Here is a 15,872-nt window from a genome sequence, read left to right on the forward strand (position 1 = left end):
TCGCATTCTGGCGCTTTTTCATATGCATCATGTGTTTTGTGTCAACGGAAGTTCGACTGTGAACGTCGAACCTTGTCCTTCGATCGACTCGACATGGATTTCTCCATCATGCCCACGCGCAATTTCGCGACAGATTGAGAGCCCAAGACCAGTACCGCCGATTTGACGGGTGTCCGAATTGTCGACACGATAGAATTTTTGGAACAAGTTACTCATCGCAGAAGCAGGAATCCCGATACCCTCATCTTGAATCGCGACGGTGACACGTGACGCGTGTCGCGTTAGTTGGATATCGATCGTTCCACCCGCTGGTGAGTATTTGATCGCATTGTTGATCAGGTTACTGAACAATTGGCGAATCTTCTTCGCATCCCCCTCGACGATCAGCGGTTCGACGTTTCGGAATATTTCAATCGCGTGGGAAGACGACGACAGGCTATGCAACTGTTTCAAATCACGAATCATCGCGACGATATCAAACGGTGCCATTTCGTATTCCTGACGGTTTGCTTCCATCCGTTGCAGGTCAAGGAAGTCATTGATCAACAGCGAGAGGCGTTCTGTTTCCGAATGGACCGCTTCGAGATACTTCTTCTGTCGCTTCGGTGGCAGGTCGCGCTGAATCATCAGCTCAGTGAAGCCATAGATCGACGAGAGTGGTGTCCGCAGTTCGTGCGAGATTGTCGAGACGAGTTCGTTTTTGATCCGGTCAATCTCGACTTCATTCGTCACGTCACGTAAGACGAGTAGAATCCCGCGGAACTGTCCACCATAATGAATGCTCTCGGAGTACGTCTTGATGAAGCGTCGCTCGTGATCAATCGAGAAGGTGATTCCTTCACCGATTTCACGCTGAACGAACGTCTTTTTCAAGTAACGTTCGAATTCCGGTAGTTGGTCGACGCGATGCTTGAGTTGAACGACAGACGGAGTGATGTTCATCAGTCCGTTCTCATCGAGACTGTCATCAACCGGATGGTCAAACAGATCGAGCAACGGTCGGTTGATCAATTGAATATCGCCTTCGGGTTCGATATAGACGATCGATTCACGAATAGAGTTCAATAGTCGCGCCGTTTTTTCCCGCTCACGTTCAATCTCGTCGAACGTCCGCATCCGCAAGAGTGACAATGCCAGCTGGCGCGCGAAGGCGGCTAGTTCTTCCTGTTCGTAACGATCAAACCGATCCTGATCGCGGGACAAGAAGATATAGGCGATGATCTCATTTTGACTCGGATCAAGAACCGGTGTGACAGCGCGTGCGACTTCGTCCTCGAACTGTGTATGCGGTCGTCGATCTTGTCGCGACTCACGCAATAACGGCTCAATCGTTGGCATCCAATCCTCGACTGTGAGCGGTGTCTGTGGATAAAAGACGATATCGATGACTTTTGTTCCTTCTTTAAAGATCAGTGCGCCTTGATCAGACTGCGTGATCTCAACCATCTTTTGGATGACAGAAGGATAAGCACTGATGCTATCGCGCGATGCCAGTGTCTCCGTCAATTGGTTTCGCAGGCGCAAGTGGGACTCGTTCCGTTGCGTCAGTTTTAAGGCATCTTCGAGATTGACGTTCGTTGACATCAATTGATGTTTGTTTTCAATCAAAGCTGTCGCCATCTGATGGAACGATTTACTCAATTCACCAATCTCGTCAGCACGGTTGAGTGGAATGAGTGGTAACGTATGCTCACCGCTTGCAAGAAGTTTACTCTCCTTGCTAAGAAGATGGATTTGTCGCGTCGTCCGTTCGATGAACGGGCGGACGATGAGCAAGATGACGAGGAATAGGACGAGCAGATTGACGAGCCAGATCCACTCGGCATACTTCGTCTGAGTGACAAGTTGTTCTTTTGCACCGAGTTCTTTCGCACGAAGACTACTCCGATAGTTCGTGAACGTACTCTCCATCGTGTTGACACTTTTACGCATCGTCTCACTGTTCGAGGCATTCATCTTGAATTTCCGATTCGGGTCCCGTGGTACTTGTGGCATCATCGCTTTTAGACTCGGCATCTGCAGGAAACGCTCGTCAATCGTGCCCGATTGCTTTGCTTGGACGTATTTAATCAAGCTGGGCATGACGAAATTGGTATAAGAATTATAGAGCGACCGGATATCAGACGCATAGATTTGATCCGCTTTATATAAGCGATTCTTTTCAAACCAAGCCGTCTGTTGTTCGAGTGATGCCTTCTTTTCATCAATCACGTCGAGCACGGCATCGTCACCGAAGACGATATAGCCGCGCATCTCGTATTGAAGGGACTGCCAATCGTCCCAGAGTTTTGTCGCTCGATCTTCGCGCAAGCTGATCGCATCGAGCTCTTGTTTCGCATCCGTGACTTGGTGGTTCGTATAAAAATAAGCAGCCAGGGAAGAGATCGATAGTGTAATAAGAATGAGATAAAACGACGACATGATCTGTCGGCTGATCTTTTGATTGAACCATTTTCGCATATGGATTATGGATGCTCCTTTGTCTATGTGAGTCAAGCGTCGATTAGATGTATTACGTTGGAATATTTGTTACCGTAATCGTACATTTTTTAGACGAATAAATATAGTCATAATGCTTAAAATATCTTCAAAGTAAGAGATACAGGTTCACAAAGAAAACTTAGAACGACAAAAAAGCAGGACGGGATTTTACTCCCAACCTGCTCCGATGCCCATTAATGATGTTCGACGACAATCTTCCCAATCGTTTTTCCGCTCTCGACGAGACGGTGTGCTTCTTTCAGATTGTCAGCGTTCATGCCGATTAACGTCTGTGTCACCGTCGTCTCAAGTGTATGTTCTTCGATCCATGCTGCGACTTGCGTCAGAATCTCATGTTGGCGGATCATGTCCTCTGTCTCGAACAGCGGACGCGTGAACATGAACTCCCAGACGAACGTCGCACTCTTTTGTTGGAGCGCACTTAAGTCGAGTTTTTGATACGTCTCGACGATGCTACAGATTTTCCCTTGTGGTGCAATTACATCGACCATCGTCTCAAAATGTTGGTCCGTCGCATTGAGACAGAAGATATAGTCGACGTATTTGTAGCCGAGGGCTTCCAGCTGAGGACGGAATGCCTCGTGGTGATTGATCGTATGATGTGCACCGTGTTCCTTCGCCCACTCAATCGTCTCGTCGCGTGACGCCGTTCCGATGACGGTCAGTCCAGCGTGATTCGCGAGTTGTGTTGCAATTGAACCGACACCACCAGCAGCTCCGATGATGAGGATCGTCTTCTCGAGATTCGACTTAGCGTCAAACGTCAATCCGAGACGATCGGTCAATGCTTCGTAAGCTGTCAGCGTCGTCAACGGGAGAGCAGCGGCTTCGCTAAAGGTCAACCGTTCCGGCTTTTTGGCGACGATCCGTTCATCGACGAGTTGGAAGTCACTGTTTGACCCTGGGCGCTGAATCGCACCGGCGTAATAGACTTCATCACCGACTTGGAAGAGGGAGGCATCATCGCCGACTTCAACGACGACTCCGGCTGCATCGTAACCGATGACCTTCGGCGCGTCTTCATCTTTCCCGTGAGCACGGACTTTCGTATCGACCGGGTTGACGGAGACGGCTTTAATCTCAACTAAGAGATCGTGTCCCGTTGCTTCCGGGCGTGGTAGTTCCAGGTCAATCAGACTTTCGTGTTCCGTCAGTGGTAAGTGTCGGTGGAAACCGACGGCGGACATATTCGACATCGACAATCATCCTTTCCAGATAGGAATCGTTTCTCTCCATCTGTTCCACGCCTATTCAGTCTTAAAACCAGTTGCGAAACTTTGAAAACGGATTCCCCTTCTGTCGTCAACGAAAGAATGCTGGATAGATATGGTAGCATATGAGAGTAGCTATCAATTTCGAGAAGGAGCGATTTTGTATGTATGACGTCATCTCTCTACCGGCAGGACCGACTCAAGTCACGATAGAACGTTACCTCGTCCATGCCCACCCGCACCCCCGTTCGTATCGACCCGCGCGTTTGATTGCCTTACGTCAAAGTGGTGGCGTCATGCATCGACTGTATCGCACGGAGCGGGAAATCGTGCTCTCTCCGCACGAGGCACTCGCCCCACAAGTCCAGCGGCTCTCGTTCTCGCAACAGGAGCGTGTCCTTGCGTATATCGAAGAACGTCGTGCGAGCTTCGGTTTTGATGAAGGGGAGGAATACAAATTTTACTTACTCGAAGTGGCATACGAGCTCCGTCATCTGCCACGAACGGATCGACCGATTCGGGCGCATACGTACTATCAACTGGATGAGCTGTTGTCGGGTCGACCGCTTGTCTTGCGAGCTAGAAGTCAAGAGCGCTCCACATGAGACAGAAAAACGGAACATGAAAAAGCAGTCCGCCTTTCCTTACGTTCATCGCGAGGAGGGCGGACTGTTTATTAAAGTGCTGGCGTTGGCGTCGGTGTGACACCGGTCTTTTTATAAGCTTGATCGATGGCAGTCCGGATTTCCTTGACGGAGCTACCTTTTTGATAAGCAACGATCGACTGTGCTGCGATATCGAGACACGTGCCGCACGTGATGCCGTGCGTCGTCCAGGTCGTGGAACTAGCAGTCTGCTCTTCGATGAAGCAGTCATAGTTGCTTGTATGACCAGCAGACTCACCGCAACCGCAATAACAAGGCATCTTCTTCAAGAGATCAGGATGTTTAGCGACGGAGCGGTAAATCGTCTGGATCGACTCATCCTGTTCGTTCAGAAAAGCGGGTAACGTGTCTGGTCCCGCGGTCTTCTCGAGTTGATCACCAGCACCGTGGCTGGCATGATCAGCATGATCTCCGTGATTCGTCTGTTCTGTTTTTGGAGCACCCGTTTGATCAGCTGTTCCGCATGCAGCGAGCAACAGGCTGATACTGAGGGGAAAGGCGTAACGATATAGTCGTGTTTGCATAATGTGCCTCTCTTTCATCGTCTTGCCTTCATTATAAGGAAAGACGTATCGAGAAGGCGTGACGATTTGTTGACGCTTACTTGGCGAGTGCTTCCGTGATCGTCTCGATGTTTGCTTGCATCATGCTGTAGTAAGTGTCGCCATCTTTACCCGGTGCACCGAGTGAGTCGGTGAAGAGAGTACCACCGATCGGAACACTAGTCTCCCTTGAGACGGTTTCCATGCTCCGCCGATCGACGCTCGTTTCGACGAACAGGACAGGGATATCTTGCTCCTTGATCGTATCGACGATCCGGCGGACTTGAGCCGGAGTTCCTTGATTATCTGAGTTGATCTCCCAAATATAATCCGCTTTGACGTCATAGGCAGTTCCGAAGTATTTGAAGGCTCCTTCGCTCGTGACGAGATGACGTTCTGCTTTCGGAATAGCGGCAAACTGCTTTTTCGCTTCCTGATCAAGCGTCTGCAATTTTTTGATATAGGCATCGGCATTTTTTTCGTAGTCGGCTTTGTGCTTCGGATCTTCCTTGATTAATGCCTGCTTGACGTTTTCGACGTAGCGGATGCCATTGCTTACGTCGAGCCACGCATGTGGATCAGTCTCCGATTCTTTGCCCTTCGTCGTCAGGTATTTCGGTTCGACGCCTTTGCTTAAACGATAGACTGGTGCGTCAGACGCGTCTTTGCCAGTCGTTGCCCGGAGTTTATCGAACCACGCACCGCCGGCTTCCAGGTTCAACCCGTTGTAGAAGACGACGTCAGCATCTGCCATCGCCTGTACGTCTGCCGGAAGTGGATCATACTCGTGCGGGTTTGCCCCGATCTTGACCATGCTGTGGACATCGACATGTTCACCACCGACCTCACGTGCGAGGTCAGCGAGAATCGAATATGTCGCGACGACCTTCAGCTTCCCGTTATCTTCTGCTGGTGTCGAACAAGCAGCAAGTAAGACCATGCTGAGGAGGACGAACAGAATGAGTTTTAATTTCATACAGTAGACTCCTTTCGTTTCCGGTGACGCATCAGACCGTGACGTGGTGAGAAGACGAAGACGAGGGCGAACAGCGTCGTCGCGACGAGGACGATCGATGCACCGGAAGATAGATTATAGGTGAAGCTGAAATACAGTCCGACGATGGCGGACAACGTACCGAAGCCTCCCGCTAGGAACAGCATCCGTGAGAGGCGGTTCGTCAGTAAATACGCGGTCGCTGCCGGTGTGATCAACATCGCGACGACGAGAATGATGCCGACGGTCTGGAGTGAAGCGACCGTGACGAGTGTCAGTAACGTCATCAGTCCGTAATGAATCCAGCGCGTCGATAGTCCATAGGCTTGCGCCATCGTTGGGTCAAACGAGCTGATCAGCAACTCTTTGTAGAACAAGAAAATCCCGCCGAGGACAATCAATCCGATGATGACGGTCATCCACATGTCGCTCGGACGGACCGCGAGGACGTTGCCGAACAGAATGTGATAGAGATCGCTACTGCTACGTAAGAACGAAATCAGGATGATCCCAAGGGCGAAGGCGGATGTGAACATGATTCCGATTGCCGTATCGTTCTTGATGCGACTGTTCTGGCTAACGAAACCGATTCCGAGCGCTGTCACGAGACCCGTCGCGACAGCACCGATCAGGAAGTTGATCCCGAGTAGGTAGGAAATCGCAACACCGGGTAAAACGGCGTGCGAGATTGCATCCCCCATCAACGACATCCCGCGAAGGATGATGAAACAGCCGATCACACCACAGATGATGCCGACCATGATGGCGGTGATCATCGCTTTTTGTAAGAACTCATATTGAAGTAATGCCTCGATGAACGTCATCCTTGTCCCTCCTTGCGTCGTTCGAATAGGGGTAAGCCATACGCTGGTTCGAGCCATTCCGGCGTCAAGATATCAGACGGTGGACCGACAGCGATCAATTGTTTGTTCAACAGCATCAATGTGTCGAAGTAGTCCTCTGCTTTATGCAAATCATGGTGGACGACGACGATCGTCCGTCCTTCGGCTCGGAGGGTCCGTAAAAGTTCGATGATCATCTGCTCACTCGCAACATCGATGCCGACGAACGGTTCGTCCAGCAATAGTAGCTCTGCTTCTTGGGCAAGGGCACGCGCCAGAAAGACCCGTTGTTGCTGTCCACCTGACAGCTCACCGATTTGGCGTTCGGCGTGATCAGACATACCGACCCGTTCGAGACATTCCATGGCGAACGCTTTTTGTGCTTTCGATGGTCGTTTGAATAAGCCGAGCTTCGGATAACAGCCCATCAACACGACGTCCTGCACACGAACCGGAAAGTCCCAATCAATTGCACTTCGTTGCGGGACGTATGCGACGCGTGACCGGACGTCTTCGAGTGATTGGTCGAGCACGCGTAACTGCTCGATGCGAGCCGGGATCAAACCGAGGACGGCTTTTAAGAATGTGGATTTACCAGCGCCGTTCGGTCCGATGATGCCAATCAACGAAGCGACCGGGAGACGAACGGACACTCCGTCGAGTGCATGGGTATCAAAATAAGAGACAGTGAGACGATCAACGTCAAGGGCGTACATGAATGATCACTCCTTTGGTTTTGTGGTATATAGAAGGAAAGTTTCCTTAGGGCAAAAAATAGGATAAAAATTTTAACTCCAATCACTGGAAAAAGATTCGGTCTACAAATAATGTTTCCTTAAGGCAAACTTTAAAGCCATAGGAAACAGATGTCAACTGTTTTTCGATATCGATCGCGAATCAACTCGTGCTAAGATGAAAAGGCAGAATACAGGGGGTGAGGAGATTGCGTCAGACAGCAGAACAACAATGGAAGTGGCTATTGCTCGATGCGCTCGCGAAAGAAAAACGAGAGCAAGCACAGCAAGTCATCGAAGAGGTCTATCCGTATGATATCGCGCAAGTGTATGAAGAGTTGGGCGAAGACGATCAGGCACGACTCCTCGACTATCTCGATCACGAGCGATTGGCAGATGTCCTCGAGGAGCTCGAAGGGGAGCAACGTCTCGCCGTCTTACGTCGTTTAGACGTCGAGCGTGCCGGGCACGTCCTCGATTTAATGGAGAACGATGATGTCGCGGATTTACTTGAGGAACTGGGACCGGAAGAGACTGACCGTTTGCTTGGTAGCATGCGGACGGACGAGGCACTGATCGTCCGCAATCTCTTGACGTATCCACCGGAAACGGCTGGGCGCTTGATGACAAACCGGTTCATCTGGGTCGGCGAGGATTTCACGGTCGGTGAGACGGTCGAGAAGATGCGCGACTACATCGAATACTCGGAGACGATCAACTATGTCTACGTCGTCAATCAACTCAGTGAACTCGTTGGGGTCATCTCATACCGGGATGTCATCTTAGCTGAAAATACGGAACGGATCAGTGACGTCATGGAGACGAAGGTGATCCGGGTCGCGGCAGAGACCGATCAGGAAGAAGTCGCGCAACTGTTCGAACGCTATGATCTCGTCTCGTTACCCGTCGTCGAGGGCGACATTCTTGTCGGACTGATCACGGTCGATGATGCGCTTGACGTCTTACGGGAAGAAGCGAACGAAGACATCGAGAAACTCTCGGCGTCCGGTAAATCAATTGATTTTGAGACGAAGCCGTGGATTGCTGCGACCCGTCGTTTACCGTGGCTCGTCTTGCTACTGTTCATCGGGCTCGTCTCTGGATCAATCATCAGTCAGTTCGAAGAGACGCTCTCAAAAGTCGTCGCGCTCGCCTTCTTCATGCCGATGATTGCTGGTATGACCGGAAATACCGGTACCCAATCGCTCGCGGTCGTCGTCCGCGGATTGATCACGCGTGAAGTCGATAAGCGGGTCGCGACTCGGTTGATCCTACGGGAGCTCTGGGTTGGTTTAATCATTGGTGTCATTTGTGGTATCTTGATCGCCATCATTGCCTACGTCTGGCAAGGGAGTGCCGTCTTGGGTCTTGTCGTCGGCAGTTCGCTCGTCATCACGTTGATCTTCGGGACACTTGCTGGAACGATCATTCCGCTCATCTTACATCGCCTAAAGATTGACCCAGCAATCGCATCCGGACCATTGATCACGACGTTGAACGATATCTTATCGCTCCTCGTCTACTTCGGGATTGCAACGGCATTCATTAGCCGCTTGATGTAAAAAAACCGAACCGATTCATCTTCGTCAAGAGGAAGGGAATCGGTTCGGTTTTTTCATGTGTGATCATTCGTCGTGCGAATCCAGATCGCGAGTGGACCAACGTCGTCAAAGCCGGCTTCAAGCGCTGTGATCAGGTGATCGCCATACTCGTAACCGACGAGCGATTGACCGGGAAAATGTGCTGAACTCAAACGTGCGATATCATCCCATAAGCGTTCGTCGAGGTAATCGGAATTGACGTACGTCAGTCCGGTCGTCACTTGATTCGAGTAGGCGATGCAACTTGCTTGTTGCGCCTCCGAATAGAAGAAGCGGACAGCGGGATGTTGCCATAACGTTGTGGGCAACTCCGGTGTTGCCTGGATAGCCTGGAAGCGAGCGAACTGATCGAGATCCGTCACGACGGACCAATCGACGGGAAGGGCACGGCGATCGAGTATGGCAGGGCGGGTCATCCATTCTGCTGTAAATAAATGACTGAGACCGGCACTCGAGAAATCATAGCTTGCCGTGCAGTCCTTGATGCTATAGACATCCGTGACACCAATTCGCTGATGGGGAAGCCGGACCATCAGTTCCGGATAATAGCTCGGTACGCTTCCTTGAGCGTGCCAGGTCGAATCAGTTTCCGTCACCCGGCAACCGGCTGACTCACAGACGAGGCGACACCAATCGAAATTATTTTGGATGGCAGCTTGGCGCATGGATCATTCCCCCTTATTCATCCTCCGGTTGTTTAATCAGGACATACGATAACGTGGCAATCAGTGTTAAGAACAACCCGCAGCCAATCGTGATGTATGCCATCGTAAAGACCTTACCGAGCGTCGTCGTCGGAACGAATGTTGGATGCCCAACCGTACTTAGTGTCGTGATACAAAAGTAAAGTGCATCCACCAGCGATAGATTTTCTTCCGTGCTATAGAAAATCGTCCCGGAGACGAGCGTCAACAGGCAGAGAATCAATAGACCACGAAAGTAAGATAAGTGAAAGGCGCGGCGCAATCCCTTGAATAAACGTGAAAAAATCGTCAGTACAGAAATCATGGAATCTCTCCTTTAGGATCGTTGCGTCGAGTCCATCGTATCATGAATGAAATAATCGTTCTTTCCGGCATGTTTGACGCGGTACATCGCTTGGTCAGCATGCTGAATCAGCGTGTCGAGATCGACGCCATGATTGGGTGAGTAACTAAGTCCGATGCTCGTTCGGATTTCAATGGTTTCTTCAGCGAACCGGTAAGGGTTGTCTTGCAAGTACGTCAACAGATTCGCAGCATAGGCATGGAGCGTAGCGACAGACGGATGACGATAGAGTAAGAAGAATTCGTCGCCACCGACACGGGCAGCGAACCCATTCTGTTCCGCATGGTGTTCTAGAAGGCGAGCGATATGAATCAAGAAGGCGTCACCGATTTGATGTCCATACGTATCGTTGATGGCTTTGAAACCGTCGAGATCGACGACGATGATCGCGATATGATCAAGCTCGAGTAACTCTTGTGCCGCACGTTCGTAAAAGCTTCGGCGATTCGCAATCTTCGTCAACGGATCGTGGTAGGCGAAGAAACGAATCGTCTGCTCCGCTTCCTTGAAGGACTGGATATCACGAATCAACAACATCCCGTGCAGCTCTTGTTCGATGAAGACGAAATCGGCATCCATGACGACGTAGCGTTCTTGCTGTCGCGCTGTCAAAATCTTCGTTTCGAATTCGTTGAACTTACGTTGCGATAAAAAGTGTGTCATATAATGCAGCGACCAATCGGCTTGTTTTTTATCCGGTAAGTAGGTCGAAAACGTACATGCCGTTAAGTCACCGGTCTCGAACAGACGATGAGCAGCTGGGTTGGCACTCTCAATTCGTCCGTCCCGGTCGAGCAGCAGGATTGCCGAAGGATTCAAATTGTAGAGCGTCGCGAAACGCTTTTGATAGGACGCGAGATAATCGAATCGGCGCATTGCGATCGCCAGTGCTCCTGCCCAGAACAAACCGCCATACATATAGGCATACGGTGGCATGATGCCGTAGAACGACCAGTAGCCGAAGACGATATCCCATACGAGAACGAGAATCGCGACACTCAATAAGACACTGATGATGCCACGACGTGCATCTTTCAAGTGTGTCCGTGCGTACACGAGCAGACCGATGACAAGGAGATGGAAGATGTTCCCGACCGTCATCGTCACTAGATATTGTGTGTTGAATTCAGGGTAGATGAACTGTCCGACCTGTGTGAATTGCTGACTGTTGATGACGTTCGTCTGGAAGACGTATGTCGTCAGCACGACGCCCATCGGAAGATAGAAGATCCATGGGTACAGTAAGCGTGGCATTCGTTTCCACAAATTCGAGACGCGAAAGATGAAGTGAAGCGATGTACTGAAGACGATCAGACCAGCATTTCCGAACCAGTAGGTCACGAATGCCGGACTAAACTCGATCGGGGAGGCATTCCGGAAAAATTCACCAAGGAACAACATCCCGTAAGCGAACGTGAATAAGCTAAGCAGTCGGTGTTGCGGACGTGATGGGTTGCGTAAAAATATATCAATCGACATGTAGAACATGATGAAGGTCGGAATCAGATAGACAATCGTAAAAAGAAACAAGGATGGCATGGCGTTCCGCCCTTCTAGATAATTTTTAGGTAGATAGTCTCAGTATAGTGGGCGAAGATTGCTTAGGCGGATTGAAATTTCAAAAAAAGGGAAATCAGTCGAGATTTAATGTTAGTCGTCGTATTTTGGCGATCCCTTCGAGACCTGACGGATCATGATGCGTCTTATGGGCGACGAAATGTTCATCGGCTTCCGTCGTCCGGATTCGTAACGGACGTTCGTCACGATGGACGACCTCGAAGATCACCTCAGCCAGAGCTTCTGCCGATTGGCGATCGGCATGTCGCGTCCGATACGTCTGCAAATAAGCTGTGATGATCGGTTTGAAGTCGTCTTCGTGTAAGCCACCCGTCCGTTCAAGTTGATCGAGAACAGTTGCGGTAAAGTTCGTCTCGACGGCGGCTGGTTCAATCAGGGTGACGTCGATGTTGAAGTACGGTTTATAGTAGGTCGCAAGACTTTCGAACAGCCCTTCGATCGCAAACTTACTGGCACAATACAGTTCATTCATCGGTTGACCGACGAGACCACTGACGCTTGAAGTCGCAAGTAAGTGACTACCGTCCGGTGCTTGTTTGAGTAAGGGGAGACAAGCTTCAATCGTTCGGATGACACCGAAGACGTTCGTTTCGAAGAGTTGCTTGATTTCATAACTCGTCGCTTGACCGAGTGCGCGCAGCAAACCATGACCGGCATTACAGAACACGACGTCGAGATGATCGACTTCTTGTTCAATTTGACGAACGGCTGCTTTCACGCTTGTTTCATCCGTCACATCGAGCGGCAAGAAGGTAAGCGTCGGTAATGACACGGTCATTTCGTCTGGACTCCGGACACCAGCGTAGACGAACCATCCGGCGTCTGCGAATCGCCGCGCCGTCGCAAGACCGATACCGGAAGAAGCACCCGTGATCAAGATCGTTTGCATATCAATTCCTCCGTTCTGAAAGTAGTTGTCTTCTATTATTTACCCGAATTACCGTTGAACTATTTGCATTAAAATTGCATATTGTAATGAAAAAACTTAATATAAAGAAAAAGGAGGCGGGAATCGATGGGGCAAATCGAACGGTTGCAACAGATGCGGGAATGGATCAAGACGAGTCCTGAAATTTCGCTGGATCAACTGATGCAGGAGTATCAGATTTCACGAGATACCGCACGTCGTGACGTCATCGTCCTCGAACAAGAAGGGGAGATCATTCGCGTTAAGAATGGATTAGTTCGTGCTGGCGGAACGCTTGCATATGAACAGCGGACAGAGAAACCGGAAAAACGGCGGATCGGACAGCGTGCAGCGCGTCACGTCCAAGCGAACGATCGCTTATTGCTCGATGCTGCAACGACGGTATCTGAGATGGCACGAGCACTTCCGCCATATCCACTACAAGTCATCACGAACTCCCTTGATATCGCAGACTATGTCGGAGCTCGCACGGATATTGAGCTGTACGTCACGGGAGGACGTTTCGACCGGCATGCGCGTAGCTTGAGTGGGATCAAGACGGCAGACGACATCCTGAATTATCAAGTTGATTGTGTTTTTCTTGGAGCATGTGGATTGACGGAAGAAGGACTTTTTGCGGAACAACTCGAAGAAGCGGTCGTAAAGAAAGCGATGATTCGAAGTGCGACCCGTGTCATCGTCCTCGCAGACCATACGAAATTCAATAAGCGGTTTTTGCATAAGGTCTGTGACTGGGAGCAAATCGATGTACTCGTTACGGATCAAGTACCAGACGCAACGTGGCAAGAACGACTAGATCATTATCATGTCGATCTCGACGTGACAGAGGAGGAAACAACATGAACCCGATTCAAACGACGCTCGTCGGATTCGGCTTTTCAGCGGTGACGTTCCACGTTCCGTTCTTACAGGCATTACCGGCATTTGAAGTGACGCAAGTCGTCTCGAGTCGACCGGAACAGGTAGCACAACATTTCAGTAAGGCGACGGTCGTCGCGACACTTGCTGAAGCCTTGCAGGATGAGAACACGGAACTCGTCATCATCACGACACCAACGGCACTCCATTTCGAAATGGCAAAACAAGCGATCGAAGCAAAGAAGCACGTTCTACTCGAAAAGCCGGCCGTCGTGACGATCGAAGAAGCACTGGCGCTGCAAACGTTAGCGAAACAACACGGCGTTCAAGTCGCCGTCTATCAAAACCGTCGTTTTGACGGTGACTTCCTGACACTTGAACAATTGATGGAAATGAACGAGATCGGCGACTGGCAAGTCATCGAATCACGCTTTGATCGCTATCGCCCGGTCGTTCGGGAACGCTGGCGGGAACAAGCGGGAAGTGGCGCCGGCATTCTGTTTGATCTCGGCTCACACTTACTCGATCAAGCACTCGCCTTGTTCGGAGAACCGGATGCACTGACGGGCGACGTCTACCTGCAACGTGACGGAGCGGTCGTTGATGACGGGTTCCATATCACGCTACATTATGGTACACGTCGTGTCATCCTTCGTTCGACGTCCTTCATTCAAGGACCAACGCCACGTTTCGAGTTTCATGCGACACGAGGTAGTTACGTCAAATATGGAATGGACCCGCAAGAAGGACGGCTTGCGAAAGGTCATTCGGTGAACGAACAGCTCGGTGAAGATGAAGTAGATTCCTACGGTTACCTTCAAATCGCCGATCAGCCCGTCGAGCGTCTCGCGACACTTCCAGGCAGTTATGCGACGTTTTATGAACAGTTGGCAGAAGGACTTCGCGGGGGACGAGTACCTGTCGATTTACGCGATGCGGAAAAAACGATGCGTTTGATTGAAGCAGTGCGCATCAGCAGTGATGAAGGACGACGCCTCTTACGAAAGGAATGGGATGCATGGAAGAATTGAAGGTGTTGCTAGCGGAAGAGGACGAACTCGTCTTGACGTCCCTGACGAATACGGAAGCGATTGGGATGGGACATGAATTGATCGGACGGGCGATGAAGGAGAACTTATCGATCGCGGTTGAAATCAAACGGAATGGACAGCGTTTATATTACGCGGCGCTCGACGGTACGGCACCGGATCAGGAAGAGTGGATCCGCCGGAAATCGAACGTCGTCTTACGGCATGGCTATAGCTCGCTCTACATGCGTCGGTATAATGAGAGTAAACATCGCTCGTACCACTCGATGTATGCGGTCTCGCCAGCTGATTATGCCGATGCCGGCGGATCGTTCCCGATCCGGATCGAAGGAGTCGGTGTCGTTGGTACGATTACCGTTTCCGGTCTATCGCAGGAAGCAGATCATCGTCTTGCGACGGAAGCGTTGCGCTTACTTAAGAGACAACAGCTGGGGCAATAAGGTATTTATAAAACACAAGTGTTGATTCTCGTGCAAGACTTCGCTTTCCGCGGGCGGAAGGCGAGCCTCCTCGCCGCATTCGCGCCTACGGGGTCTCACCCATTCCGCTTTTCCCGCAGGAGTCTTCGTCTTGCACGTTCATCAACGAATCGTTCGACACGAAAAAACCGAAATGCTGAAGTGAATATACTTCAGCATTTCGGTTTTTTATGTTCTATTTTGATAGATCATGAGAAACAGCAGGACTCACGTTGTTCACGCGACTCCTACAGGAAAAAGCGCAAGATTTTGCGCTGTCAGAGATAAACAAGACCCGGGTCGGCTGTCTGTGACAGTCGAGACTGGCTTGTGTCTCGCCTGAGGAAAGCGCGTGAACGAATCGTGAGGACAATCGTTACGATGCCATCGAATCAGATGAAGCCGACACGTCTTTGCGTGTGTTCCCGCGATAGACGAAATAAAGCGCAGCAAGCATCGCAAGCAGACCGAGCAGACGTTTTCCGTCGAGCGGCACGACGACGCCACCGAATGCACCGATGTGGTCGATGACCATCCCTGCTGCGAGTTGACCGATGACAGTCGCGATACTAGCTGCCGTGACACCGATTTGCGGAACAGCAAGAATCGTCAGGAATAGATAACTGACCCCAAACAGGACGGCACTGAGTTGCCAACGTGGTGCTTCGAGCAAGAGCAAGACATTTCCTTGACCAAAGAACAGGATGGCGAGTGCGAGAATCAGCATCCCGGTGAAGAATGTCAGGAACGTGCTTTCTAGAGCCCCTGCCTTTTGACTGAAGGCACCGTTGATCGATGACTGCGCACTCAGCATCACGCCGCCGAGTAATGTAAAACCGAGTAATAGAATATTCACGAGCGAA

General features: G+C 50.6%; 16 protein-coding genes. 5 read left to right on the forward strand and 11 right to left on the reverse strand.

Translation table 11 applies throughout. The annotated features are described in order from the left end of the window. Nucleotides 1–27 precede the first annotated feature (27 nt). Complete coding sequence (locus KNQ06_RS00215) at nucleotides 28–2,460, reverse strand: HAMP domain-containing sensor histidine kinase (protein WP_149427955.1); 2,433 nt, start codon at nucleotides 2,458–2,460, stop codon at nucleotides 28–30. Nucleotides 2,461–2,675: 215 nt separating this feature from the next. Beyond that, on the reverse strand, nucleotides 2,676–3,689 hold the full coding sequence (locus KNQ06_RS00220; RefSeq protein WP_285800511.1) for a zinc-binding alcohol dehydrogenase family protein: 1,014 nt from the start codon (nucleotides 3,687–3,689) through the stop codon (nucleotides 2,676–2,678). Nucleotides 3,690–3,877: 188 nt separating this feature from the next. On the opposite strand from KNQ06_RS00220, the gene KNQ06_RS00225 reads away from it, so the two are divergent. Then, entirely contained in the window at nucleotides 3,878–4,318 is a 441-nt protein-coding gene (locus tag KNQ06_RS00225; RefSeq protein WP_215146995.1) for a hypothetical protein, read from the forward strand. 71 nt (nucleotides 4,319–4,389) lie between these two features. Here KNQ06_RS00225 and KNQ06_RS00230 read toward each other — a convergent pair whose 3' ends face one another. The 4 genes from KNQ06_RS00230 to KNQ06_RS00245 form a co-directional block, all read right to left on the reverse strand. Beyond that, nucleotides 4,390–4,902 (reverse strand): PCYCGC motif-containing (lipo)protein, encoded by a 513-nt coding sequence (locus KNQ06_RS00230; RefSeq protein ID WP_035395745.1) that lies wholly within the window; start codon nucleotides 4,900–4,902, stop codon nucleotides 4,390–4,392. A gap of 76 nt (nucleotides 4,903–4,978) precedes the next feature. After that, nucleotides 4,979–5,896, reverse strand: coding sequence for a metal ABC transporter substrate-binding protein (locus KNQ06_RS00235; RefSeq protein WP_214771786.1), 918 nt, complete (start codon nucleotides 5,894–5,896; stop codon nucleotides 4,979–4,981). Then, nucleotides 5,893–6,738, reverse strand: a complete 846-nt coding sequence (locus KNQ06_RS00240; protein ID WP_214771783.1) for a metal ABC transporter permease — start codon at nucleotides 6,736–6,738, stop codon at nucleotides 5,893–5,895. Before KNQ06_RS00240 ends, KNQ06_RS00235 begins: the two co-directional genes overlap by 4 nt. After that, the gene (locus KNQ06_RS00245) at nucleotides 6,735–7,472 is read right to left on the reverse strand and encodes a metal ABC transporter ATP-binding protein (protein WP_214771780.1); all 738 of its coding nucleotides are present in this window, start codon (nucleotides 7,470–7,472) and stop codon (nucleotides 6,735–6,737) included. The genes KNQ06_RS00240 and KNQ06_RS00245 overlap by 4 nt, the downstream gene beginning before the upstream one ends. 227 nt (nucleotides 7,473–7,699) lie before the next feature. Between KNQ06_RS00245 and mgtE the strand changes: the two genes are divergently transcribed. Then, nucleotides 7,700–9,052 carry a magnesium transporter gene (gene mgtE, locus KNQ06_RS00250; protein WP_023469574.1) on the forward strand — a complete coding sequence of 451 codons (1,353 nt, stop codon included), beginning with the start codon at nucleotides 7,700–7,702 and terminating at the stop codon, nucleotides 9,050–9,052. A gap of 53 nt (nucleotides 9,053–9,105) precedes the next feature. On the opposite strand, the gene KNQ06_RS00255 is transcribed toward mgtE, so the two are convergent. From KNQ06_RS00255 to KNQ06_RS00270, 4 genes are all read right to left on the reverse strand, one after another. Next, nucleotides 9,106–9,756, reverse strand: coding sequence for a hypothetical protein (locus KNQ06_RS00255; protein ID WP_214771777.1), 651 nt, complete (start codon nucleotides 9,754–9,756; stop codon nucleotides 9,106–9,108). A 13-nt stretch (nucleotides 9,757–9,769) separates the two neighbouring features. After that, entirely contained in the window at nucleotides 9,770–10,099 is a 330-nt protein-coding gene (locus tag KNQ06_RS00260) for a potassium channel family protein (protein ID WP_214771774.1), read from the reverse strand. Between the two features lie 12 nt (nucleotides 10,100–10,111). Next, nucleotides 10,112–11,677, reverse strand: coding sequence for a sensor domain-containing diguanylate cyclase (locus KNQ06_RS00265; protein WP_214771772.1), 1,566 nt, complete (start codon nucleotides 11,675–11,677; stop codon nucleotides 10,112–10,114). 94 nt (nucleotides 11,678–11,771) lie between these two features. Next, nucleotides 11,772–12,605: an SDR family oxidoreductase gene (locus KNQ06_RS00270; protein WP_214771758.1), complete on the reverse strand. Its 834-nt coding sequence runs from the start codon at nucleotides 12,603–12,605 to the stop codon at nucleotides 11,772–11,774. A gap of 126 nt (nucleotides 12,606–12,731) precedes the next feature. Between KNQ06_RS00270 and KNQ06_RS00275 the strand changes: the two genes are divergently transcribed. Genes KNQ06_RS00275 through KNQ06_RS00285 form a run of 3 tightly spaced genes read left to right on the forward strand, consistent with a single transcriptional unit; the run spans nucleotide 12,732 to nucleotide 14,991 of the window. Continuing rightward, nucleotides 12,732–13,487: a DeoR/GlpR family DNA-binding transcription regulator gene (locus KNQ06_RS00275; RefSeq protein ID WP_069940057.1), complete on the forward strand. Its 756-nt coding sequence runs from the start codon at nucleotides 12,732–12,734 to the stop codon at nucleotides 13,485–13,487. Beyond that, nucleotides 13,484–14,533, forward strand: a complete 1,050-nt coding sequence (locus tag KNQ06_RS00280) for a Gfo/Idh/MocA family oxidoreductase (protein ID WP_214771755.1) — start codon at nucleotides 13,484–13,486, stop codon at nucleotides 14,531–14,533. The genes KNQ06_RS00275 and KNQ06_RS00280 overlap by 4 nt, the downstream gene beginning before the upstream one ends. Then, nucleotides 14,521–14,991 (forward strand): heme-degrading domain-containing protein, encoded by a 471-nt coding sequence (locus KNQ06_RS00285; RefSeq protein WP_023469567.1) that lies wholly within the window; start codon nucleotides 14,521–14,523, stop codon nucleotides 14,989–14,991. Before KNQ06_RS00280 ends, KNQ06_RS00285 begins: the two co-directional genes overlap by 13 nt. Nucleotides 14,992–15,385: 394 nt before the next feature. Here the strand turns inward: KNQ06_RS00285 and KNQ06_RS00290 are convergent, their stop codons facing one another. Next, a complete protein-coding gene (locus tag KNQ06_RS00290; protein ID WP_035395771.1) occupies nucleotides 15,386–15,865 on the reverse strand; it encodes a DMT family transporter in 480 nt (159 codons plus the stop codon). Between the last annotated feature and the right edge of the window lie 7 nt (nucleotides 15,866–15,872).

This window comes from Exiguobacterium sp. s91 (genome assembly GCF_018618915.1).
GTDB classification, from domain to species: Bacteria; Bacillota; Bacilli; order Exiguobacteriales; family Exiguobacteriaceae; genus Exiguobacterium_A; species Exiguobacterium_A abrahamii.

Excerpts from the sequence above, each read along its gene's own strand:
- KNQ06_RS00215 (WP_149427955.1), bottom strand. The coding sequence starts at position 2,460 with ATGCGAAAATGGTTCAATCAAAAGATCAGCCGACAGATCATGTCGTCG.
- KNQ06_RS00220 (WP_285800511.1), bottom strand. The coding sequence starts at position 3,689 with ATGTCCGCCGTCGGTTTCCACCGACACTTACCACTGACGGAACACGAA.
- KNQ06_RS00225 (WP_215146995.1), top strand. The coding sequence starts at position 3,878 with ATGTATGACGTCATCTCTCTACCGGCAGGACCGACTCAAGTCACGATA.
- KNQ06_RS00230 (WP_035395745.1), bottom strand. The coding sequence starts at position 4,902 with ATGCAAACACGACTATATCGTTACGCCTTTCCCCTCAGTATCAGCCTG.
- KNQ06_RS00235 (WP_214771786.1), bottom strand. The coding sequence starts at position 5,896 with ATGAAATTAAAACTCATTCTGTTCGTCCTCCTCAGCATGGTCTTACTT.
- KNQ06_RS00240 (WP_214771783.1), bottom strand. The coding sequence starts at position 6,738 with ATGACGTTCATCGAGGCATTACTTCAATATGAGTTCTTACAAAAAGCG.
- KNQ06_RS00245 (WP_214771780.1), bottom strand. The coding sequence starts at position 7,472 with ATGTACGCCCTTGACGTTGATCGTCTCACTGTCTCTTATTTTGATACC.
- KNQ06_RS00255 (WP_214771777.1), bottom strand. The coding sequence starts at position 9,756 with ATGCGCCAAGCTGCCATCCAAAATAATTTCGATTGGTGTCGCCTCGTC.
- KNQ06_RS00260 (WP_214771774.1), bottom strand. The coding sequence starts at position 10,099 with ATGATTTCTGTACTGACGATTTTTTCACGTTTATTCAAGGGATTGCGC.
- KNQ06_RS00265 (WP_214771772.1), bottom strand. The coding sequence starts at position 11,677 with ATGCCATCCTTGTTTCTTTTTACGATTGTCTATCTGATTCCGACCTTC.
- KNQ06_RS00270 (WP_214771758.1), bottom strand. The coding sequence starts at position 12,605 with ATGCAAACGATCTTGATCACGGGTGCTTCTTCCGGTATCGGTCTTGCG.
- KNQ06_RS00275 (WP_069940057.1), top strand. The coding sequence starts at position 12,732 with ATGGGGCAAATCGAACGGTTGCAACAGATGCGGGAATGGATCAAGACG.
- KNQ06_RS00280 (WP_214771755.1), top strand. The coding sequence starts at position 13,484 with ATGAACCCGATTCAAACGACGCTCGTCGGATTCGGCTTTTCAGCGGTG.
- KNQ06_RS00285 (WP_023469567.1), top strand. The coding sequence starts at position 14,521 with ATGGAAGAATTGAAGGTGTTGCTAGCGGAAGAGGACGAACTCGTCTTG.